Origin of the sequence: Bradyrhizobium sp. F1.4.3 (genome assembly GCF_040548375.1) — a bacterium.
Classification (GTDB): Bacteria; Pseudomonadota; Alphaproteobacteria; order Rhizobiales; family Xanthobacteraceae; genus Bradyrhizobium.
Genome location: NZ_JBEPRN010000005.1, coordinates 304,179 through 323,989, shown reverse-complemented (window position 1 = coordinate 323,989; position 19,811 = coordinate 304,179). Strand labels below are relative to the sequence as shown.

Here is a 19,811-nt window from a genome sequence, read left to right as displayed (position 1 = left end):
CTACGGCGCGACAGCCTTCGCTCGCTTCGCGCCACGACTATCTATGCTGGCTTGCCGAGCCGTAGCTCGCGAAGCGAGCGAAGGCTGGTGGGGGAGGCAGGACTCGAACCTGCGAAGCCATAAGGCGGCTGATTTACAGTCAGCTCCCTTTGCCACTCGGGACACTCCCCCGCTCGACGGCAGCACAATCGGGCCGGACCCTGCCGGCGGACCGAAGACGGCCATGGAACGTGAAGGCCGCGACAGCCCGGATGGGGGCGCGACCGGGCGCGGTTATCGGCGAAGCGGTGGGGTAAAGTCAACCGAGGCGAACAGCTAAAATCGCCGCTGGTCGCACCCAAATTGCCATATTCCGGGACCCGTGACACAAGCGAGCCCATGAAGGATCGAAAATTCACCCCGAGGGGCCCCCGCGGCGGGGCTAAGCCCTTCAACAGGCCGGGAAAATCGGCCGGCCGGCCGGCCTGGCGCGACCGTGATTCGGCATCCGACGGGCCTGTCATCCTCTATGGCTGGCACACCGTCACCATGGCGCTCGCCAATCCCCAGCGGCAGATCCGCAAGCTGACGCTGACCGAGAACGCCGCCCGGCGCCTGGCGGACGAAAACATCGAAACCCGTATCACGCCCGAGATCGTCCGGCCCCAGGAGATCGACCGGCTGCTGTCGCCCGACGCCGTGCATCAGGGCCTGCTGGCGGAGGCCGATCCCCTGCCCTCCCCTGACATCGAGACGTTGGCGCAGGAAGGCATCGTGCTGGTGCTCGACCAGATCACCGATCCGCACAATGTCGGCGCCATCCTGCGCTCCGCCGCGGCGTTTGCTGTGAAGGCGATCGTCACCACCGCGCGCCACAGCCCGGAAGCGACCGGCGTGCTGGCCAAGGCCGCCTCCGGCGCGCTCGAGCTCGTGCCAATGATCACTGTGCAAAACCTCGCCCGCGCGCTGACGGAGCTGAACGACCTCGGCTTCCAGACCGTCGGCCTCGACAGCCAGGGCAGCGAAGACCTCAGCGACATCACGCTGCGCGAGCCGCTTGCGCTGGTGCTCGGCGCCGAAGGCAAGGGCCTGCGGCAATTGACGCGGGAGACCTGTAGCGTCGTGGCCCGGCTCGACATGCCCGGCGAGATCAAGAGCCTCAACGTGTCGAATGCCGCCGTGCTCTCGCTCTATGTCGGCGCGAGCAGGCTTGGGCTGATGAAGCGGTAGACTGCGCCGCGCTCTGGCGCGCAAAACGCCCGTCCGCATCACGCGGACGGGCGCTTCTTTGACTCAACTGATCAGGCGATCAGTAATAGCGGCGCAGCACGCGATGGCCGCCATAGTACGGCGCGTAGCGAGGAGCGTAGCCATAGCGCGGACCGTAGCCGTAGTGCGGGCGCGGCAGGTAGCCGTAACGCGGGCCGTAGCCGTAGCGATACGGGCGATAATACGGCCGATGATAGGGATAGGCGCCTGGCGCTGCGACCGCGGCGGCACCATAACCGTAGCCATTTCCGTAGCCATGGCCGTAGCCGTAATTGGCGGGCGCAACGACCGCGTCCTCACGATAAGTCGGATACGGCGCGAACGCGCCCGGGCCGGTGTAGGTCGGGCCCTGGTTGACGTAGTAATACTGCGTGGCCGGCTCGGCGAGGCGCTCATAGCCAGCACCATAACCATAACCGTAACCGCCGCAGCCGGTGTTACAGCCGGAATAAACCGGCGCAATCGGCTGGCACGGGTTGAAGCCGCACGCCATGGCCGGCGCACTCCCCGCAATCATCACGGCAGCCGCCGCGACCAGTCCTGAAATCATCTGACGCATTACTCTCTCCTGTTGATTTCCGTTTCGTTGGATTTGACGTTTCTTAACCGGGTGGCTTGGCGAGCCCCTCGGCACGTGGTCGCCGCCGGCGGTGCTGCGGACCGGCATTGATCTCGGGTGCAAGGATCACCGGCGGCGGATTGAGGGGAACGTCCATCTGCGGCGGCAGCGGCGCGGAAGACGCGCCCCAGCTCTGGTGATAGCTCTCGGCCGGCTGCGGCAATTTGCGGTTCGCGGGCGGCTCGACCTCGAGCCGGCCATAGCCGGGCTGCAAGCCCATGCTTGGATAATAATGGCCGACATCGGCGGGCTGCCGCTCCGCAACATAGCGCCCGCCATAGATCGTGGGCTGCACCTGGACGTTCTTGCCCAGACCCCAGACGCCTTCGACGACGGTGTAGGATGCGTCGATGCCGTTGATGATGATGGGGACGCCGGGACGACCGGGAACGACGATATCGAAACCGCCGCCGGCGAAGGCCGTCGCGGGCAGTCCGATCAGAAAGGCTGCAAGCGCCAAAGCGCGCATGAAGGGAAGCCCGGGTTTATCCAGCCCACAACCTACCCGATTGCGAGGCAGCGAGGGTTAAGGCCGATTGAGCAATTTCCGGTAAGCCTAACGCGTAAGGATCGCGCGCCGCTCAAATGCTGCAAAGCGCACTAGCGAAGCGTTAACGAGACGCAACCGGCTCGCGGTCGGACGAGAATGTCCAGCCGCGCGAGGTTGCGTGGCACAAAATGCACAGCCTCTGCGGGCTCACGGCAAAGTGACCCCCGCTCGCACGGTACTGCGGAACGACCGCGCGCCGTTGTGCTTGGCAGTGATCCTAACCACATGGAGATATGCCATGACGAGCCTGAAGCTGATCGGCGCGGTTGCGATCGCTGCGTCTGCACTGGCAAGCCCCGCATTGGGTCAAGCGTCCTTCTCCAATCCTGCCGCCTGCGAATCCATGTTCCCAGGCGCCAATTGCCAGAACACGGGTGCCGGCAGCCCCTACGCGACCAGCCGTCAACAGCGACAATATCGGCGAACGGCCTATCGCGACCCGAACCGCTACAATAACGTGAACAGAGCGAATAACGGCTTCGGGCCGGTGGATACTGCGGGCGCGGTTGCAGGCGCCGCCATCGGCACCGCTGCAGCCGTTGCTTCAGCGCCGTTCCGCAGCTGGAACAATTCGTACGCCTACGACAATTCCAATGGCTACAACGGCAGCTACGACCGCGGCGAAATGGGTTGGTACGGCAATTGGGATACTTACGCCGCCCGCAACGGCATCGTGTGCAGGCCCGGCAGCTTGTACAAGGGCGAAGACGGCCGGCAGCACCTCTGCCAGTAGGCTCGCTGTCAGGCGAACTGGTTCAGGCGGCCCAATGGGCCGCCTGTTTCATGCCGGCAAACGCCACTGCCAAGTTCTGGCACTTTCCAACCAAGTCTGGTATTGCGACGCGCGGGCGGGCAGCCTCGGCGCATGCCGGCCCTGCCCTGACTTCCAGCGGCGCCGGCTTAGCTCAGCGGTAGAGCAGCGGTTTTGTAAACCGAAGGTCGGGGGTTCAATCCCCTCAGCCGGCACCAGCGCTTGACGCGCGACCCCTCAGCCCGAATTCTTCCGCGCGCTGCCCTGCTGAAGATGCTCGACGCCAGCGCCGTTGATCTCGACCCACAGATGTTTCGACTGCTCGAAAACCGACTTGATCGGCGCCGGGAAATTCGGGTCTGATATTGCCCCGACAGCAACGCCGATCATCGCGGGCAGATTGTCGGCCTTCCAATAGACCGTTGAGCCGCAGTCCGGACAAAAATGAAAGCGGACCTTGCCCCCGCTCTCGGCGGCACGAACGTACTCCTTCGGTGTCCCAGAGATCGTGACGGCCTCAACGGGGTAGAAGGCAGCGACGCCGAACGGCGCGCGGGTCCGCCGCTGGCAGTCGATGCAATGACAGGCCGCGACCCGGTTGGTTGGCCCCGGCAACGAAAGCGCGATGGCGCCGCAACTGCATCTGGCATCGATCATCGGGAAAATTCCTATCCAGGCCCCTTGAAGGGCGCTGCCGCCGCAAAATCAGAAGAAGCACGGACGCAAAAAGATAGCCATTTCAGATCTCGCGCCAAGTGGCGCGCCCCGGAATGACACCGAATAGGGCACCGACCGCGCATCTGTTTCGCGTCCCAGTCAATCCCTTGCGAGGAAAATATTCCACTTTACCGAAATTCGGATTTATCGTATGTGTCGCCCATCCTGATCCGGCGAAAGGGGCGGTCGTACGTCGTCACGAACCGCGGATCGGGCTGCGGTGGACGCTGAGCGGCGCCGTCGCGGATGCGAGGTCGCAGGGCGGGGCAGTGGATTGAGCCGAACCCCGTGAGCACCTCGCAAGCCGCGTTGTACGAACGGCGCTTCAAATCCTGCGAAGCCCTTGGGCGAAGCAGGATGTGCTTGCGTACGGCAAAACCGTGTGGTCCTGACCGTCGTCGCTACGGTCAAGCTTTGCGGAGGTGTGGGGAGCCCGACCGGGCGAACTGCATCGTCAATTCGCGAGGCGACGGAGGCAAGAAGGAACTCGTCTCCGGGGAGAGCGCGCATAAGCCGTCAAACCACTGCGCGGGGAAGGCCGGATGTCCCGGCTGCCCTGTGTCTCTCCTGTGCATTGCGTGTGCAATGTTTTCGCACGGGAGTTTTGCGGGTGCCAGCCGGCACCCGGCCTTCCCTGCGCCCTCTTTTCGAAGAGGGCGTGAAGCGAAGCGCAAAACTCGGGCGGAATGCGCCGCGAGAAGGCGAAGGTGTATCCACTGTTTGAAATCGAATCGGAATGGCGGACCTTTGATCGCAGTCCCTCGTGCCCCGGACGCAGCGCAGCGCTCCTTCAGCGATGCGCTGCAGAGCCGGAGCTCATCAATCAGCAATCTCCCGCGTCAACATCTGGGTCCCGGCTCGGCGCCGCACCGCTTCGCGCTGCAGCGCGTCCGGGACACAGGAGTGAGCGGATCCCCCTCACTCCTTCCCCACCTCGAACGCGAGCAGCACGTTGCCGGCGACGCCGCCCCACTGGCCGTAGCCGGAATTGGTGTAGAGCATGCCGTCGGCGATGACTGGCCCTGGACCGTCGATCGCGCCACCATGGGCGGGAACGCCGTTCACGGCGGCGTAGTCTTGCGCGGTATCGAACTCCCACAACAGCTTGCCGTCGCCGGTGGCATAGGCGCGCAGGAAGCCGCCCACGGCTCCGGAGAACACGACTCCGGGGATCACGCTGACTGCGGCCGAGAGCGCGGGACTGCATTGCGGGCGATCGCCGCAAGGTACCGGCGGCACTTCCATCGCGATTTTTCCGCTGGCGAGGTCGAGGCCGAACAAGCCGCCGCCTTGCGTGGAATCGAGACGCCTGGTGCCGTCGCGCAGGAAGCGCACGTCAGAATTCGCGACGTAGATGCGATCCTGATCGGCCGCCGAACCCCATTCGCTGCCGCCGAGCGCACCGCCCTTCCCGATTCTGGTCTGCCACAGGATCTTGCCGCCGTCGTCGGGATCGAGTGCGTGCACGACGCCGGATTTCTGCGCGATGGCAACAACGCGCCTGCCGTCGCGCAACGTCACGAGGATCGGCGACTGGCCGAAATCGTGATCGGGCCCGTGATCCTCGGGACAATTGGTCTTGTCCGCGCTGTAGCAGGCGACGACATAAGCATCCTTCGGCGTCGCTTGCTGCTTCCAGAGCGGCTTTCCCGTCGCAAGATCGAAGGCGAGGATCGCATCACTCATTGTCGACGGCGGATTCGAATAGGAATTGCTGGTCGCGACATAGATCGCGCCGCGCTTCGCGTCGATCGTCGGCGCCGACCAGACGGCGGCGCCGGACGGGCCGAACAATTGTGTGCCCCTGGCATTCTTGCCGGTCGGCTGCGGCACTTCCGGAATCGTGTAGGCCTGCCAGACCGGCTTGCCGGTCGCGGCCTCCAACGCCACCACGCTGCCGCGGAAGGTGCAGCATTCGTAAGAGGGTTGCGAGCCTGCGGCCTCCTCGAGCGAGGACACCGGCACGTAGAGAACGCCGGCATGCAGCGTCGGCGCGCCGGTGATGCGCGCGGCCGGATGTTCCTCGACCTTGGTTTTCCAGATCAGCGTGCCGGTCCGCGCGTTCACGGCATAGGCATTGGCGCGCAAATCGCCGAAGAAGATCGCGAACTGATCCGTGCCGGCAAGCGGCGCAAAGCTGATCGCGGCGCGCACCGCGGCATCGGTCGCGAACGTCCACAGCGTGCAGCCGCTGCGCGCATCGAGCGCGCGCACCTTGCGGTCGGTGCCGCCGATGAACAGCAGGCCGCCCACGATCGTCGGCGGAGCAAAGGACACCGAGGCGCCGGGAAAGGCATAAGCCCATTTCAGCCGCAGCCGCGACACCTGCTGCGCAGTCAACCCCGCCATGTCGGCCGGCTGGAATCGGCTGTTGTTGACGTCGACGCCCCACCCATTCCAGCGCGGGCCGTCGAGCGGTTGCGGAAAGCCGCCAGCCTGCTGCGTGCAGCGTCCTTCGGCGTCGGCCGCGACGCCACCAGTCGCGGCCTTGCCGGTGACGAAGGAAGCAATCGCGCGGCGCTCGTCATCGCTGCGCTCCTTCGCCATCGCCGCCATGCTACCGGAGGTCAAGGTTCCCAGCACATGATCGAACGACATCGCCTGCATGGCGCTGCGGCCCGGGACGCGGCTCTGCGCATCACCGGCATCGTGACATTGGGCGCAATGTGCTGCGTAGAGCGACGCGCCGTCCTGCAGCGCGATCGCCGGAGAACAGCACCAGATCAACATGGCGGCCGCGATGATGTACAGTCTCATGGCGTGCTCCGGCATTGTAACCGCGACGCGAGATCGCTTCACACAACCCAAAGTCTATCGCGAGGGCAACCGCCGAGGCAACGGGCGTCCTGCCGTCGCCTGTCACACCGGCGCTGCAATGCGACCGGGCAATTCATCCCGTCGCCACAGCCCGAGGCTCTTGTCGCGCCAGCCACCGTCGCCCTCATCGCAACGCTCGTTGATCAGCGCGCGCGGGGCGGGCCAGTTGAATGGCGCCCTCTCCATGTTCAGCGCGCGCCAGTCGCCATCCTCGCAATCCCGGTTTGCATCCCATTCGGGAAATGTCGTGACCAGCAGGAAGTGCGCGCCGCTGTCGCCAAAGCGGGCAATTGCGCGGGCGATATTGTCGAAGCTCAAATGAACCAGGCAGTCCCGGCAGAGAATGACGTCCGCGCGCGGCAGCGCATCGCGCGTGATATCGGCCATGAGAAACCGGCCGGACAATTCGCCGACCGCCACACGCCGGCGATTGGCTTCGATCAGCGACGACACGATGTCGATGCCGGTGTAGTCGAGGTCGAGCTTGATGCGGCCGATCCAGCCGGCATCACCACAGGGCGCATCGAGCAGCGAGCGCGCGCCGAGCCGTTGCAACAGGGGAGGAAGCTCCTCCCGGATCGCGGCTGTGGCTGGGTTCTCCGAGCCGAGGCCGGAGACCGAACTCGCGGCACCCCAAAGGTTGGTCCGCTCGATCCGCTCGAACCGCGCGGCGAGATCGAGGTCCGCAAAGTTCTCGCGATCGGCGGCGAACCGTTCATGGGCAAGCACGGGTGGACGATTGGCCGTCATCGGGCGAGACTCACATCAGGATTCCGTCGCAAGCTCACCATACAGGCGCAGCGTCGCGTCCGAAATCGCCGCCTCTTCCCTCACACCGGCTTCTGCCACTCCATGATGTGGAAGTACGGCACGCGGCGATGACTGGCGATCTTCTCGGGGTCTCCGTCGACGGGCTCGGGCTCGACGAACAGGCGCAACTGGAGTCCGTGATCGAGCAACAGCGTCATGTAGGTGCTCAAGGGGCGGTGCCAGTTCTGGATCCGAATGCCGCGCCAGCTCAGCCAGATCGGCCGCTCGTCCATGTAATGATCAATCGAGAAGCGCAAGGCCCCCTCACTGTCGCGCGTCCAGCCGTCGGGCTGGCCGGCGGTGTTGAAGCTCGTCAGATTGGCGATCAGCAGTGTGCCGCCCGGCCGCAGCGCCGCCACCATCTTCGCAATCGCCGCGCCGAGATCGGGCATGTCGATCAGGCTGAGATAGCTGACGACCAGGTCGAAATGCGCATCGACATCGACATCCATGGTCTCGGCGCGGCCGAGCCGATAGTCGCCGTCCGGGTCCATTTGCTTCGCGCGTGCGAGCAGCGCCTCGGTGGGATCGATGCCGGTGGTCCGGATGCCGGCGCGCTGCATGATGCGGCAGAACCGCCCTTCCCCGCAGCCAACATCCAGCGCACGGCGGAAGCCGCGCCCTTCGACGCGCGACCGCATCGGCGCATCCAGCACGAAGCGACGGCCGTAGTCGCCATCGTCACCCTGCTCGGCGATCCAGGCCGACGCGGAAGCGCTCCAGCCGTCGCTGACGTCCTCGCTCATGGCTCCGCCTTGGGAAATGGATGTTCGCCGCGCGCTGCTCGGGGACGGCTACTGACCACGGATTGGATCAGAGTTCAACATGAGGTAGCATGCAGTCCGCATGCCTCCCACCACGACCCGAGACAAGGCCAGGATCGCCGCCGGAGCGGTCACGGCCGTCGTGATGACGGCCGTCCTGTTCGTAATCGCGCTTGCGTTGCTGCTACCGCGATAGGTCGCCGCGCATGCGGATCAGGGAAGAAAATCGAAACGTGCTTCTGGTGGCGAGCGATAGGGCTTAGGTCGGCGAGGCCTCCTGGCCCTCCTCAGGCCGGGCATGGGCGCGCACCAAGTCTTCGACGAACGCGATCACCTCTGCCCGCTTGTCGCGCGGTAGTGCCAAAAAGGCGCGCACGAGCCGCAAGCCCAGCGCTTCGTCCGATTGGTCTTCCCTGGATTCCATCCGCCCACTGTCGGGCGATCGGGAAAAATATGCAATCCCTTGCAGGCCGCCTCCTTGATTCGGCGCGCCAGCTTTGGTGGAATAGCTCTAACAAAGGTGGCCCATGAAGTGGATCAGGGAGCGCGACGCGCTGATCGCGCAGACAATGGCCTTCGTCCAATCGGTAACCGGCAAGAAGGATGATCCCCATCCGCCGGTGACCCCCACGGCTGCGTTCGCAGTGACTACGGAGATCGCCACCGTCCGGGCCATCGCCGACGAAGCCGAGCCACCACCGGCCTCCCCGCTGCCGGAGCCCCGGCTTCAGGCCTTACCTGTCCCGCCGCCCCGGACGAGCGGCGATTTCCGCAGCGAGATGCAGGCCCGCATCGCGAATTTCCGCAAGCATCAGGAGCGGTTCGAGCGCGAGCGTGAGGAATATTGCGCGACGACCCTGACCCGACTTCGGGCCGCCATTCGCGCCCCCTCGACGCGCCCGCCAGCGGCGGACGAGTGAGGCGGACGACGAGTGAGGCAACCTTGGCCTCTCACAGCCAGGACCACACCAACCAGAGATTGGCTGCGCAGGCGCCGAAGAGCGCCAGCGTCAGGGGCAGAAGCATGTGCCCGCAGGAGGTTTTCAGGTCGGTCGTCATGTGCGGAAACATCCGCTGATTCCGGCCAGGGAGTCCCAGGGATTCTTTTTCCCTGGATTCAGGACTCGTTTACGACTCACGGCCCGCCCTCCCGGTCACGGACCCGTGATCGCGCCCGTGCACCGGAAACCTTCGCCCCATGAAGTCGTTAACGCGATTTCGGGGAGCGGGAAGAATGCCCTACGCGCTATTCTGCAACGACGCCCAGATCAGCAAGGCCTATCCGAGCGAGGCTGACGTCTGGAAACTCGCGCAACGGAGCGGCCTGGTCGTGGACGTCGGCGCCGACGAAAAGCGGCCGGGGCCGCGCCGGGTGCTCGACAACGACTATGAAATCAAGTCCTGCCGGGCCGCCCAAGGCGAGGATCCCGCCAAGAACAAGGCGGAGGCCGAGCGGGAGTCCCGGATGGAGCTTCAGCTGAGTTCGTAAGATCCGGCCGGAAGCCGGCAGCGCCTCAGGGCGTCGCGGTCGCCAGCGAGGCCTGCTCGCCGGCAAGCGCCACGCAGGCCTTCCGGCGATGCAGGCCGCGGATCGCGCCGGTGACCTTCAGGACCTTGCCGGACGGACAGGAGGCGTCCTTTACGAAGGCCACCTCATAGGGTGCCAGCATCAAAGGCTCGGATTTGAGGATTGTCTGTGCACAACACGGCAGCGCGACGAAGCACGAGACCACCACCGACGCCAAGATACGCATGTTCGTTGTCCCACCAGCCCGGCAATTTAATAATAACGCGTTCCGGAGCGCGAGTTCCGTAAGTCGCAAAAATTATTTTTGCTTTACCCGAGCCCCGTGACACGCGTGAGAAGGCGCGCGCCAGACTGTTTGCTTGCAAATGACGCGCCAGATGGTTCACGCAAAGCAAACAAGAGCCCGGCAAACGAAAGGCCGGTGGGAGCCGGCCTTTGTCAGATCGTGATCGTTAGCCGAGGTCAGTAGCGCGAGGCTGCCGGACCGCCCCAGCCGAAGCGGTAGTTCACACCGACCTTGACAGTATGCTCGTCATCCCGGCCGCGGACGCCGGCGATATCGGCCGGGCCGGACGTGAAGGTGGTGCTGCCGAAATTATAGTACTGGTATTCGGCCTTGGCCGACCAGTTCGGCGCGAACATGTATTCGAGGCCGGCACCGACGGTGTAGCCGTCCTTGCTGTTGCCCGTGGTGGTGAAGGTCTGCGGCACGCCGGCGATGTTGACGCCGAGGCCGTTGTTGCGCCAGGCGTAGCCGCCCTTGGCGTAGAGCAGCGTTGGGCCCCAAGTGTAGCCGATGCGGCCGGTCACCGACCCGATCTGGTCGGCGTTGGACGTCACCTGCGTCCCTAGCGGGAACGTGACACCGTTGTTGTTGGTCGGCAGCCAGGAATATTGGGCCTCGACACCCACCACCCAATTGGGCGCGAACTGGTAGTCGAAGCCGCCCTGCACGCCGCCCATGAAGCGGGCATTGCTCGACTGGAAAGTGCTGTCGCCGGCGAAGGCGCCTCCGACATGGCCGCCGATGTAGAAGCCGGTCCAGTTGTAAATCACCTGCGGTGGCGTATAGGCCGGAGCCTTGGTGTAGGTGCGCGGCTGAATGTCGGCTGCTGCGGCCGGCGCGACCAGCGCAAGCAGTGCTGCCGCACCCAGCAAAATGGTCTTCATGATCATCCCCGTTCTTTCAAAATCGACACTCAGGAAACAACGTGGCGTGAATTAGGTTGCTTCGCGGCGATGCCGGAACGTTGATTGTTCGTCACTGTGACGGGGCGGCAACAACGCGATTTTGTTCCGTCACGTCCCGGCGTAACAATTTGTCGCAAGGCAACCCGACCCGTTCAAAGCTCGCCAAAATGTGATCCAGCGGCTCCGGCGGCCCTTGTCCTACCGCCGCGCGATGAAGGCGGGCTTTGCGCTATCGCGTCATCTTTTCCAGTTCCGGAAAGGGTGCGTAAACCGCTCCGGCGCAGAGTTCGCTGGCGCGATCGACCACGCGGTCCGCCCGGCCGTTGACGTGGACGACCGCCCGCTCGCGCATCATCTTGTAGCTGCCGTCGGTCTCGCGGGGCGTGAAATGCAGGCAGCTGACATAGAACTGCCGGCCGCCGACCTCGCGTAGCACCGGCACGGCCATACTGGCCTCGCGCACGCCGACCGGATTGTTCAGATAGGTGCGCATCAAGGCCAGCGTGTCGCTGCGGAAATTATCGGGAAACGGCTGCGGACCTCCGGCTTGGGTCCCTTCCATCAGGGACGCACGGTCGCCGTCGCTGCCGAAACATGCCGCGAGCGCCAGCGGCAGCATCAAGATCGCCGCACGTTTCGCCAATCGACCCAAGGGATCAAATTCTCCGACCAGTCAGACCAGGAGATGTTCTAGCCCCAAGGTTGCGCAAAGGGAATTCGCTTCCGCAACCGGTCACACGGCGCACCGGCCCGCCGCCACCACCTCGCGCTCTCGCGCAAGGCATGACGAAACGGGCCGGGCCTGAACTCCGCGCGAGGCGGCGGGGCAATGCCAGGGATGCCGCCTCGCGGGACCAGTCGTTAGCTGCGCTTCTCGGTCGTCACCGGCTTGGTGACGTCCGGCTGCGCCTTCAGCGACTTCCTGGCCGACAGATGCTTGTGGTGATGGCGATGCGTCCGCACGGTCTTGTGCTCGTCGGGCGTGATCGCGGCATTGGCGTTCATGGCCTTCGCCTTGGAATCCGCCTTGACGGCGGCGGTCTTCGCGTCGGCCTTGACGCCGGCGTCGGGTTTCGCCGCGGTGGTCGACACCTTGGTCTGGCTCTGCTCCGCCTTGATCACTGGCGCGGTCGTGGTGGTCTTGCCGGCCTCGGCGGCGAAGGCCGGGGCTGCGATCACGGAAGCTGCGAGCAAGGCTGCGGAAATGGTCTTCAACATGGTTGGTCTCCTCTTGGAAGGATCTTGAGGCGGCGTCCTCTCGCCTACCCTTCGATCGTAGGTCGGAGCCTAGGGGGCACGCACTGAACCCAGTCTGAAGCCCGTTGCAGGCTTCCGTTCATCTCGATGACAAGTTTGTCATCTGCGCAGGGGCGAATAAGCCGGGCTGCCGGGAATGTTTTTGTGTGCCGGGTGTTCCGGTCTCTGGGCAATCGTGTAGGATCGCCACGTTCCATACGGGAGAACTTAGATGCGCAAACTCTCAATGCTTCTGGTGCCGGGACTTGTCTCCATGTCGCTGGCGGCCGCTCCGGTGCTGACCAGCGCCTATGCCGCGGGCGGCGACGAGCCCTCATCACCACCGAAGTCGGACACCTCGACCAAGAAATCGAAGAAGAAGAGTTCCTCCGTCAGCGATCCAAAATTCCTCGCGGCCTATCGCACCGCCTACACCACGATCTACGACAACCACGACTACACGAGTGCGATCGACCAGCTGAAGTCGCTCAAGCGTGACGACGTCGCCGACGTCGCCAATTTGATCGGCTATTCCTACCGCAAGCTCGGCGACTACCAGTCGTCGAAGGTCTACTACGAGCTGGCGTTGAAGGACGACCCGAACCACGTCCGCACCTGGCAGTATTACGGCCTCTGGCAGCTCGAGCAGGGCAACCGCGAACAGGCGCAGTATCATCTGAACAAGATCGCCTCGCTCGCCGGCACCGACAGCACCGAGTATCGCTCGCTTGCCGCAGCGCTCGACATGCCGACCGGCGCGACGCTCGTCTACTAGACACCGCATCTTCGAACGACAACGAACCGGCGCAACCCTTGGGGTTGTGCCGGTTCTGCGTTTTCGGCTAGCCTTGGCGCCGTAATTCTCTCCTCGGAATTGGTGCGCAATGGACGTGTGGCTACGATCTGCGATCGACTACATCGGCTCCTGGATCGAATTCCAACTGACGACATCGCAACAGCCGGGTGTCATCGTCGCATTCGCCCACCGCGGCGAAGTCGTCGCCGAGCACGCGTTCGGCCTTGCCAATCTCGACACCGGCGAAAAGCTCACGCCGCGCCACCGCTTCCGCATAGCCTCGCACTCGAAGAGCTTTACCTCGGCCGGCATCATGAAGCTGCGCGAGCAGCGCAAGCTCCGGCTCGATGATCCGATCGGCCAGCATGTCAGCGGCCTGCATCCGCGCGTCGCCGAGACGACGATTGCGCAGGTGCTCTCGCACAGCGCTGGGCTGACGCGCGACGGCGCCGATTCCGGCCAATTCATCGACAGTCGTCCTTATCTCAACGCGAAGGAGCTGCTCGCTGAGCTGAAGCTGCCCGCCGCGATCGAGCCCGGCACCCGTTTCAAATATTCCAATCACGGTTTTGGCCTGATCGGCCTCGTCATCGAGGCGGTGACGAAGGAGCCCTACTCCGTCTGGATCAGGCGCGAGATCATCGAACCGGCGGGCCTGCGCGAGACCGAGCCGAACGTGCCGCTTCCGAAAGGCGCGCCATTTGCGCGCGGCCATACGCGAAAGCTGCCGCTGGGCGAACGATGCGTGATCCCCGGCGACAATCCTGCCCACGCGATGGCATCCGCCGCGGGCTTCATCGCCACCGCCGCCGACACGGCCCGCTTCTTCGCGCAGCTCGCGCCCAATGCAAAAAGGAGCGTGCTCTCGGTCGCGAGTCGCCGCGAGATGACGCGGCATCATTGGCGCGTCCCGCAAAGTTTTGAGGGCTATTACGGCTTAGGAGTCAACGCCGGCAAGACCGACGGCTGGGACTGGTTCGGCCATGGTGGCGGCTTCCAGGGCTACATCTCCCGAACCTGCTCCATTCCGGGCTGCGAACTCGCGATCAGTATCCTCAGCAACTCGATCGACGGCGCGGCACCATTCTGGATGGATGGCGCGATGCAGATCCTGCGCGTCTTCCAGAGCCGCGGCGCAGCTAGCAGGCGCGTGCGCGACTGGACCGGCCGCTGGTGGACGATCTGGGGCGCGACGGACTTCGTGCCGATGGGCAACCGCGTGCTGATCGCCAATCCGCAGTTCAACAATCCGTTCATGGATGCCGCCGAGATCGAGGTGACCGGCCGCGATACCGGCAAGCTCGTCTGGGCCGCCGGCTATTCCAGCCATGGCGAGCCGGTGCGCCGCATCCGCGACAAGCGCGGGAGGATCAGCGACATCTGGATCGCCGGCGCCAACGTCAAGCCTAAGAGCGTCGTCGCGCGCGAGATCGCGCGACGATATCCGCCACGGAAACGCAGGCCTATTCCCGAATAAGCGCCTCGACCTCGCTACGGAACGCCTGTCGCGAGCCATCACGCGAATAGAACATGTGGCCGCCGGGATAGACCACGAACTTCACCCTGGATGTCGCGAAGGCCGGCAACTGGTCGATCGCCCGCTTCGATCCGAAATAGGGCGTGGCGAGATCGAACAAGCCGTGCGCGACCAGCACGTTCAGCTTCGCATCGGTGGCGAGGATCTGCCGCAACTCCGACAACGATTGCGGCGGGTTGATGCCGTTGCCGAAATCCCAGTTGCGCTCGACGGCACCGTTCAGGACTTCATAGGAGCCATCCGGCCGCCAGTTGAGCTTGCGTGTCAGGACATCGACCGCAGCACTCGTCAGCGGCGCCTGAAGCGGGTCGCCCGAGGGATCGCCAAAGCGTGAGCTGCCCGAATCCGGATACGGATCGAAGCCGCGCACGGAAGCATCGTAGCGTCCCGTCACCCTGCCGTTCTTGCGGTCGAATTCGCGGCGGAATTCACCGACGTCGAACCGGCCGGCGAGCCTGCGGCTCACCGCCTGGTCGAGGCCGGTCAGTTCGGCGACCTTGTCGGCAAGACGAGTGGTCGCCTCCTTGTCAGCCTCGCCCTTGACGAGATCAGCCAAGAATTCGCCCCGCGCATAGCCCTCCACGTCGGCGAGATCGGCGCGCTTGACCGGTCCCTTGGCTTCACGCGCCACCGCCGCATAGCTCGGCAGCGTTGCGACATATTGCAGGAGGCTCGTGCCTGTGAATTCGCGGAAGTCGAGCAGCGGCGATATCAGGATCAATCCCCTGACGCCGACACCATGCTGGAGCTGCAACTGACGCACGACCTTCGGGCCGCGAATGCCGCCATAGCTCTCGCCCGCGACGAATTTCGGCGAGAGCAGCCGGTCGTGCTTCTCGAGCCAGCGGCGGATCACCAGCGCAATCGAATTGACATCGCCATCGACCGAATAGAACCGCTTTCGCGCGTCCTCACCGCTCGCAATGAGGCGGCTGTAGCCGGTGCCGACGGGATCGATGAAGACGAGATCGGTAAAGTCGAGCCAGGTCTCCGCGTTCGGCTTCACCTCGGGCGAGGCCGACGGCGTCAGCGCCTCGCCATCAAGCGGCAGCCGCCATGGCCCGGCATTGCCGAACTGGAGCCACGCCGAGGAGGCGCCGGGCCCACCATTGAACAGGAAGGTGACCGGACGCGTTGCGCGGTCGCCGCCATCGAGCTCATAGGACGTGGTGGCAATATCGGCCAGCGGCTCGCCCTTGTCGTCGAACACGCGGATCGAACCGGCGGTCGCGGCGAAATTGAGCGTTCGGCCCGGCAGATCGATCGTCTGCTTCGTGGTCGAATCCGAGGGGAGGCGATGCTGCTCGGCGGCCGACGGCGAAGCCTGCGCCGCGTTCTGCGCATTGCCGCCGCGCCCGCCTTTCTGTCCCGCAGGCGCCGTTGCCTCATTGCGCGGCTGCGGCGGATCGTCCGCACGCGCAAAACCCGAGAGCGCGAAAGCAGAGACCGCCAGCACCAGCCCCACGCGGCGCAGCATCGGCAAACGCATGACCATGGTATTCTCCGTGCCCGGCCGCGCTCGCCCTCGTTGGTCGCCGGCCAGCGACGGCCAAAATTCTAGCCGCCAATTGCGACGGTTTGGGGGATCGTCAACCGATCCGCCCGGGCCTGATGTCATTCCAACCCAAATCGACCCGGTTTTGCCCCTTGATCGAGCCGGGCGGCCGCCTGTTCGACCGTCCCGTTTGCCTTGCCGGGCGGTCATCCTCGACAATGCCGGCCCAGGTCGTATAGACGACCTCGGCGGAACTTACTCGAGCCAGCGGCCCTGCCCCGGAAGCCATGACCAATCCATCGCGATACGACCGGATCGCCTTCGTCGCCAGCTCGAGCAGCGAAGCGCAGGCCGCCTTCAGGCAGCTCACCCAAAGCTACGGCAATTGCGACCCGAAGGAGGCTAACGTCGTGGTGGCGCTCGGCGGCGACGGGCTCATGCTCCAGACGCTGCACCAGCATATGCACTCGGGAAAGCCGATCTACGGCATGCACCGCGGCACGGTCGGCTTCCTGATGAACGAGTACTCGACGGTCGATCTGCGCGCCCGCCTCGAGGCGGCGCATGAATCCGAGATCAACCCGCTCCTGATGCGCGCGACCGACGTCAACGACCGGGTCCATTTGCATCACGCCATCAACGAAGTCGCCCTGTTCCGGCAGACCTACCAGGCGGCGCGCCTGCGGATCCTGATCGATGAGCGCGAGCGCATGCCCGAGCTGATTGCCGACGGCATCATGGTGGCGACGCCGGCAGGCTCGACCGCCTACAATCTGTCCGCCCAGGGCCCCATCCTGCCGATCAACGCCGCGCTGCTGGCGCTGACGCCGATCAGCGCTTTCCGTCCACGCCGCTGGCGCGGCGCGCTCCTGCCCAACACGGCCTATGTCGTGATCGAGGTGCTGGAGGGCGACAAGCGTCCCGTGGCGGCGGTCGCCGACCACGACGAGGTGCGCGACGTCCGCCGCGTCGAAGTGCTCACCGACAAGACCATCTCCATGCGGATGCTGTTCGACCCTGGCCACAGTCTGGAAGAACGCATTTTGCGCGAGCAGTTCGGCTCCTGATACGCGTGCCCGGCAATCCGCCGGACGCCCGATCGCAACGCTTCGTTAACCCTCGGCACGATATGGTTAATGAAAGTTGACCGCTTCGGCCCGGGCGCCATGTTCCGCATCGATTTCAACAAGCTGCGCTTCCTCGTCTGCGACGACAATCCGCACATGCGCCGCATCCTGCGGACGCTGCTGCATTCGTTCGGCGCGCGCGAGGTCTACGAGGCCGAGGACGGCGCGACCGCGCTCGAAATGTACAGCCATTACGTACCCGATATCGTCATCACCGACTGGGCGATGCCGATCTTCGACGGGCTTGAGCTCGCGCAGATGATCCGGCAGCCGGAATCCAAGGGCAACCCTTACGCGCCGATCATCATGCTGACGGGGCATTCCGAGAAGCGCCGCGTCACGGTGGCGCGCGATGCCGGCGTCACCGAATTCCTGGCCAAGCCAATCTCGGCCAAAGGCCTCTATCAGCGCATCCTCAACGTGGTCGCCAGTCCCCGGCCTTTCATCAAGACCAAAACCTATTTCGGCCCGGACCGGCGCCGCAACACCAACTCCGCCTATATGGGCCCCGAGCGCCGTGTCGGCGAAAAGCACGAGGTGCTCCAGCAGCCCTCGCTGCTCGACAAGGCCCGCTCCTCCATCTAGCGCAACGTCTTACACGACGAGGCACGCATCATGGCGAAGAACAGCGCAAGAGACATCGAGGTCAAGGCCTTCGCCACGCATCATGTGATCACGCAGCCCAATCCGCTGCGCAAGGTGCTGCGCCGGGTCGAGGAAAAGGACATGGACGACCCGGTCGGCCGCGCCGAGCAGGCGCTCGCCGGCCTCTCCGGTGAGTTCAAGGACTGGATGGCGACCGAGGTCAACCGGCTCTCGGCCGCCTACGTCGCCATACGCAACGACGGCTTCACCAAGGACAGGCGCGACGAGTTGTTCCGCGCGGCGCACGACATCAAGGGCGACGCCGCGACGTTCGGCTTTCCGGCCGCGGCGGGAGTTGCCGAGAGCCTGTGCCGCGTTATCGAGCACGCGCCGGATCTCGAGAAAGTGCCGGCCGAGCTGTTCACGCACCACATCAACGCCATCCTGGCCATCGTGCACGAGAACACCAAGCTCGACAGCATCAGCGTCTCCGCCGAGCTCAGCCGCCGCCTGCGCAAGGTCGCCGACGACTATCTCGCCGACGTCAATCGCGATCGCCCCGAACATCTCGAGGTGATCCTCGCGCCGAGCATCGTGCCGGCGGAGTAGCCCGAACGTCGTTCCGGCGAAGGCCGGAACCCATAACCACCAGCGCAAATTGTTTCGAAGAACGTCGGCCATCTCGCTTCACTCGCGAGACCTCGCGGTATGGGCCCCGGCCTTCGCCGGGACGACGCAAGGTAAAATTCAGGCCGCGATCAGATCATCATAGACCGGCGCGATCGCCTCGTCCGCGACCAGTTCGTCGCAGAACAGCCGTGCCTCCTCGCGCGCGGATTCGGTGGCGAAGCGGCGCAACAGGACCATCAGCGGCTCGGTGGCACCCCGATCGGTCTCGCAATGGGTGAGCACGCGCTCGACCATGCGCCGGCGCAGCCGCGCCGCGCTGTCGTCGGTATCGACAAAGCCCTGCTCGTGGCAGGCATCGAGCGCGACCTGGAATGCCGCAAACGTCGTCTCGGGAAGCCCGGCGCGGCGAAGCAGCGCGTGCAGGCTATTGCCGCCGCGATCGTGCAGCAGCGCGGAGACGCGCGCCGGCGGCAGGTCGGAGAGTTCAGCGAGCGCGGCGTCGAAGAGTTCGAGATTGCTTGACAGCAGCGCGCGCAGGATCAAGCCCGCGGTGAGCTGGCCCGTGATGCGGAGATGCCGCACCAAACCCTGCATGTCATCGCCGCGCGAACGCGCCGCGATGTTCATGGTGGAGCGGTCGCGCGCCTCTAGCGTCATGCGGTCGGCGCGGTCGGCGCTCAGCCAGTTCCGCGCCACAACGAACTGCGCCAGCGTCTCGGAGAGCTTTGCCACCAGCGCGGCACGTGTCGCGGCCGGCAGATCCTCCAGCACAAGCATCGCCTCGCGGATCGCGGCGAGGTGGCCGTGACGCTCGACGATCCGGTCCCAGGAGAACGGCGCGAGCTCGGCATAGGAGTTTTCGATCAGCTCGAGCGCTGCCGCAGCACAGCCGACTTCGGCGATGGCGGCACAGACGGAGGTCGGCAGCGCGACACGGCGGGCGATCGCGCACTGCACCTCGTCATTGCCGGTTGCGACGATATCGACGAGATCGGCATCGATCAGGAGCGGCGAATGTTCGAGCACGGGGAGTGCGACGGACGGCTGGTCCACCGACAGCGCCCGCACGATCGCCGCGGGCGCATCAGTGCTGCGTGCAAAGGCCTCGGCCATCGCCTGCCGCACCAGCGGCGACGGATCGTCGAGCAGCATCAGCAGCGCGCCTTCGGCGGCGATGCGGTCGTCGTGGGAAAGGTCTGAGATCAGCCAGGCCCGGGCCAACGCCCGCGTCGCCTCGGCCCGCTCACCGGCGGACGCCGTCCTGATCCAATTGATGAACTGCCGAACGATCATGTTGCTTCCGGCTTACGCAACGAAGACGAAGCGGTGACGGCTTGTCACCTGCAACACAAAATAAACCACGACGCTTAACAAAGCGTTCACCATAACTGACTGGTTTTATTGACGTTT

At 64.9% G+C, this 19,811-nt stretch carries 22 protein-coding genes and 2 tRNA genes; 10 read left to right on the top strand and 14 right to left on the bottom strand.

The features are described from left to right. Positions 1 to 85: 85 nt before the first annotated feature. Positions 86 to 171 (bottom strand) — tRNA-Tyr (locus ABIB73_RS18080). 207 nt (positions 172 to 378) lie between these two features. Here ABIB73_RS18080 and rlmB point away from each other — a divergent pair. After that, positions 379 to 1,209 carry a 23S rRNA (guanosine(2251)-2'-O)-methyltransferase RlmB gene (gene rlmB / locus ABIB73_RS18075; protein ID WP_354225819.1) on the top strand — a complete coding sequence of 277 codons (831 nt, stop codon included), beginning with the start codon at positions 379 to 381 and terminating at the stop codon, positions 1,207 to 1,209. A 79-nt stretch (positions 1,210 to 1,288) separates the two neighbouring features. Here the strand turns inward: rlmB and ABIB73_RS18070 are convergent, their stop codons facing one another. Continuing rightward, on the bottom strand, positions 1,289 to 1,807 hold the full coding sequence (locus ABIB73_RS18070) for a hypothetical protein (protein ID WP_354225817.1): 519 nt from the start codon (positions 1,805 to 1,807) through the stop codon (positions 1,289 to 1,291). Between the two features lie 43 nt (positions 1,808 to 1,850). Then, positions 1,851 to 2,336, bottom strand: a complete 486-nt coding sequence (locus ABIB73_RS18065) for a hypothetical protein (RefSeq protein ID WP_354225815.1) — start codon at positions 2,334 to 2,336, stop codon at positions 1,851 to 1,853. Between the two features lie 319 nt (positions 2,337 to 2,655). Between ABIB73_RS18065 and ABIB73_RS18060 the strand changes: the two genes are divergently transcribed. After that, a complete protein-coding gene (locus ABIB73_RS18060; RefSeq protein ID WP_354225813.1) occupies positions 2,656 to 3,150 on the top strand; it encodes a hypothetical protein in 495 nt (164 codons plus the stop codon). Positions 3,151 to 3,311: 161 nt separating this feature from the next. Continuing rightward, a tRNA-Thr gene (locus ABIB73_RS18055) sits at positions 3,312 to 3,386 on the top strand. Between the two features lie 19 nt (positions 3,387 to 3,405). On the opposite strand, the gene ABIB73_RS18050 is transcribed toward ABIB73_RS18055, so the two are convergent. From ABIB73_RS18050 to ABIB73_RS18030, 5 genes are all read right to left on the bottom strand, one after another. Continuing rightward, the gene (locus ABIB73_RS18050) at positions 3,406 to 3,825 is read right to left on the bottom strand and encodes a GFA family protein (RefSeq protein WP_354225811.1); all 420 of its coding nucleotides are present in this window, start codon (positions 3,823 to 3,825) and stop codon (positions 3,406 to 3,408) included. A gap of 978 nt (positions 3,826 to 4,803) precedes the next feature. Further along, positions 4,804 to 6,642 carry an outer membrane protein assembly factor BamB family protein gene (locus ABIB73_RS18045; protein WP_354225809.1) on the bottom strand — a complete coding sequence of 613 codons (1,839 nt, stop codon included), beginning with the start codon at positions 6,640 to 6,642 and terminating at the stop codon, positions 4,804 to 4,806. Positions 6,643 to 6,744: 102 nt separating this feature from the next. Further along, complete coding sequence (locus ABIB73_RS18040; RefSeq protein WP_354225807.1) at positions 6,745 to 7,452, bottom strand: class I SAM-dependent methyltransferase; 708 nt, start codon at positions 7,450 to 7,452, stop codon at positions 6,745 to 6,747. Between the two features lie 80 nt (positions 7,453 to 7,532). Further along, positions 7,533 to 8,258 (bottom strand): class I SAM-dependent methyltransferase, encoded by a 726-nt coding sequence (locus tag ABIB73_RS18035; protein WP_354225805.1) that lies wholly within the window; start codon positions 8,256 to 8,258, stop codon positions 7,533 to 7,535. A gap of 277 nt (positions 8,259 to 8,535) precedes the next feature. Then, positions 8,536 to 8,700, bottom strand: a complete 165-nt coding sequence (locus ABIB73_RS18030; protein ID WP_354225803.1) for a hypothetical protein — start codon at positions 8,698 to 8,700, stop codon at positions 8,536 to 8,538. Positions 8,701 to 8,803: 103 nt separating this feature from the next. On the opposite strand from ABIB73_RS18030, the gene ABIB73_RS18025 reads away from it, so the two are divergent. Together ABIB73_RS18025 and ABIB73_RS18020 are read left to right on the top strand one after the other, a co-directional pair. After that, positions 8,804 to 9,196, top strand: a complete 393-nt coding sequence (locus tag ABIB73_RS18025) for a hypothetical protein (RefSeq protein ID WP_354225801.1) — start codon at positions 8,804 to 8,806, stop codon at positions 9,194 to 9,196. 314 nt (positions 9,197 to 9,510) lie between these two features. Further along, positions 9,511 to 9,765: a hypothetical protein gene (locus ABIB73_RS18020; protein WP_354225799.1), complete on the top strand. Its 255-nt coding sequence runs from the start codon at positions 9,511 to 9,513 to the stop codon at positions 9,763 to 9,765. 25 nt (positions 9,766 to 9,790) lie between these two features. On the opposite strand, the gene ABIB73_RS18015 is transcribed toward ABIB73_RS18020, so the two are convergent. The 4 genes from ABIB73_RS18015 to ABIB73_RS18000 all read right to left on the bottom strand — a co-directional run bounded on the left by ABIB73_RS18015 (position 9,791) and on the right by ABIB73_RS18000 (position 12,213). Beyond that, a complete protein-coding gene (locus ABIB73_RS18015; RefSeq protein ID WP_354225797.1) occupies positions 9,791 to 10,030 on the bottom strand; it encodes a hypothetical protein in 240 nt (79 codons plus the stop codon). A gap of 236 nt (positions 10,031 to 10,266) precedes the next feature. Further along, a complete protein-coding gene (locus ABIB73_RS18010; protein ID WP_354225795.1) occupies positions 10,267 to 10,974 on the bottom strand; it encodes an outer membrane protein in 708 nt (235 codons plus the stop codon). A 250-nt stretch (positions 10,975 to 11,224) separates the two neighbouring features. Beyond that, on the bottom strand, positions 11,225 to 11,614 hold the full coding sequence (locus ABIB73_RS18005; protein ID WP_354225793.1) for a hypothetical protein: 390 nt from the start codon (positions 11,612 to 11,614) through the stop codon (positions 11,225 to 11,227). Positions 11,615 to 11,856: 242 nt separating this feature from the next. Further along, positions 11,857 to 12,213, bottom strand: coding sequence for a His-rich protein BRANT (locus ABIB73_RS18000; protein ID WP_354225791.1), 357 nt, complete (start codon positions 12,211 to 12,213; stop codon positions 11,857 to 11,859). Positions 12,214 to 12,463: 250 nt separating this feature from the next. On the opposite strand from ABIB73_RS18000, the gene ABIB73_RS17995 reads away from it, so the two are divergent. Continuing rightward, positions 12,464 to 13,006, top strand: coding sequence for a tetratricopeptide repeat protein (locus ABIB73_RS17995; protein ID WP_354225789.1), 543 nt, complete (start codon positions 12,464 to 12,466; stop codon positions 13,004 to 13,006). A gap of 109 nt (positions 13,007 to 13,115) precedes the next feature. After that, positions 13,116 to 14,504 (top strand): serine hydrolase domain-containing protein, encoded by a 1,389-nt coding sequence (locus ABIB73_RS17990; RefSeq protein WP_354225787.1) that lies wholly within the window; start codon positions 13,116 to 13,118, stop codon positions 14,502 to 14,504. Here ABIB73_RS17990 and ABIB73_RS17985 read toward each other — a convergent pair. Continuing rightward, positions 14,491 to 16,059, bottom strand: coding sequence for a S10 family peptidase (locus ABIB73_RS17985; protein WP_354225785.1), 1,569 nt, complete (start codon positions 16,057 to 16,059; stop codon positions 14,491 to 14,493). The genes ABIB73_RS17990 and ABIB73_RS17985 overlap by 14 nt on opposite strands. A gap of 287 nt (positions 16,060 to 16,346) precedes the next feature. Between ABIB73_RS17985 and ABIB73_RS17980 the strand changes: the two genes are divergently transcribed. From ABIB73_RS17980 to ABIB73_RS17970, 3 genes are all read left to right on the top strand, one after another. Next, a complete protein-coding gene (locus tag ABIB73_RS17980) occupies positions 16,347 to 17,126 on the top strand; it encodes an NAD kinase (RefSeq protein ID WP_354225784.1) in 780 nt (259 codons plus the stop codon). Positions 17,127 to 17,225: 99 nt separating this feature from the next. Further along, positions 17,226 to 17,771 (top strand): response regulator, encoded by a 546-nt coding sequence (locus ABIB73_RS17975; protein ID WP_008133731.1) that lies wholly within the window; start codon positions 17,226 to 17,228, stop codon positions 17,769 to 17,771. A 30-nt stretch (positions 17,772 to 17,801) separates the two neighbouring features. Next, a complete protein-coding gene (locus ABIB73_RS17970; RefSeq protein ID WP_354225782.1) occupies positions 17,802 to 18,380 on the top strand; it encodes an Hpt domain-containing protein in 579 nt (192 codons plus the stop codon). Between the two features lie 138 nt (positions 18,381 to 18,518). Here ABIB73_RS17970 and ABIB73_RS17965 read toward each other — a convergent pair whose 3' ends face one another. Continuing rightward, positions 18,519 to 19,694 carry a DUF2336 domain-containing protein gene (locus ABIB73_RS17965; RefSeq protein ID WP_354225780.1) on the bottom strand — a complete coding sequence of 392 codons (1,176 nt, stop codon included), beginning with the start codon at positions 19,692 to 19,694 and terminating at the stop codon, positions 18,519 to 18,521. Positions 19,695 to 19,811: the final 117 nt, after the last annotated feature.

Bases quoted from the DNA above. Each gene is read 5' to 3' on its own strand.
- rlmB (WP_354225819.1), top strand. From the start codon at position 379: ATGAAGGATCGAAAATTCACCCCGAGGGGCCCCCGCGGCGGGGCTAAG.
- ABIB73_RS18070 (WP_354225817.1), bottom strand. From the start codon at position 1,807: ATGCGTCAGATGATTTCAGGACTGGTCGCGGCGGCTGCCGTGATGATT.
- ABIB73_RS18065 (WP_354225815.1), bottom strand. From the start codon at position 2,336: ATGCGCGCTTTGGCGCTTGCAGCCTTTCTGATCGGACTGCCCGCGACG.
- ABIB73_RS18060 (WP_354225813.1), top strand. From the start codon at position 2,656: ATGACGAGCCTGAAGCTGATCGGCGCGGTTGCGATCGCTGCGTCTGCA.
- ABIB73_RS18050 (WP_354225811.1), bottom strand. From the start codon at position 3,825: ATGATCGATGCCAGATGCAGTTGCGGCGCCATCGCGCTTTCGTTGCCG.
- ABIB73_RS18045 (WP_354225809.1), bottom strand. From the start codon at position 6,642: ATGAGACTGTACATCATCGCGGCCGCCATGTTGATCTGGTGCTGTTCT.
- ABIB73_RS18040 (WP_354225807.1), bottom strand. From the start codon at position 7,452: ATGACGGCCAATCGTCCACCCGTGCTTGCCCATGAACGGTTCGCCGCC.
- ABIB73_RS18035 (WP_354225805.1), bottom strand. From the start codon at position 8,258: ATGAGCGAGGACGTCAGCGACGGCTGGAGCGCTTCCGCGTCGGCCTGG.
- ABIB73_RS18030 (WP_354225803.1), bottom strand. From the start codon at position 8,700: ATGGAATCCAGGGAAGACCAATCGGACGAAGCGCTGGGCTTGCGGCTC.
- ABIB73_RS18025 (WP_354225801.1), top strand. From the start codon at position 8,804: ATGAAGTGGATCAGGGAGCGCGACGCGCTGATCGCGCAGACAATGGCC.
- ABIB73_RS18020 (WP_354225799.1), top strand. From the start codon at position 9,511: ATGCCCTACGCGCTATTCTGCAACGACGCCCAGATCAGCAAGGCCTAT.
- ABIB73_RS18015 (WP_354225797.1), bottom strand. From the start codon at position 10,030: ATGCGTATCTTGGCGTCGGTGGTGGTCTCGTGCTTCGTCGCGCTGCCG.
- ABIB73_RS18010 (WP_354225795.1), bottom strand. From the start codon at position 10,974: ATGAAGACCATTTTGCTGGGTGCGGCAGCACTGCTTGCGCTGGTCGCG.
- ABIB73_RS18005 (WP_354225793.1), bottom strand. From the start codon at position 11,614: ATGCTGCCGCTGGCGCTCGCGGCATGTTTCGGCAGCGACGGCGACCGT.
- ABIB73_RS18000 (WP_354225791.1), bottom strand. From the start codon at position 12,213: ATGTTGAAGACCATTTCCGCAGCCTTGCTCGCAGCTTCCGTGATCGCA.
- ABIB73_RS17995 (WP_354225789.1), top strand. From the start codon at position 12,464: ATGCGCAAACTCTCAATGCTTCTGGTGCCGGGACTTGTCTCCATGTCG.
- ABIB73_RS17990 (WP_354225787.1), top strand. From the start codon at position 13,116: ATGGACGTGTGGCTACGATCTGCGATCGACTACATCGGCTCCTGGATC.
- ABIB73_RS17985 (WP_354225785.1), bottom strand. From the start codon at position 16,059: ATGGTCATGCGTTTGCCGATGCTGCGCCGCGTGGGGCTGGTGCTGGCG.
- ABIB73_RS17980 (WP_354225784.1), top strand. From the start codon at position 16,347: ATGACCAATCCATCGCGATACGACCGGATCGCCTTCGTCGCCAGCTCG.
- ABIB73_RS17975 (WP_008133731.1), top strand. From the start codon at position 17,226: ATGTTCCGCATCGATTTCAACAAGCTGCGCTTCCTCGTCTGCGACGAC.
- ABIB73_RS17970 (WP_354225782.1), top strand. From the start codon at position 17,802: ATGGCGAAGAACAGCGCAAGAGACATCGAGGTCAAGGCCTTCGCCACG.
- ABIB73_RS17965 (WP_354225780.1), bottom strand. From the start codon at position 19,694: ATGATCGTTCGGCAGTTCATCAATTGGATCAGGACGGCGTCCGCCGGT.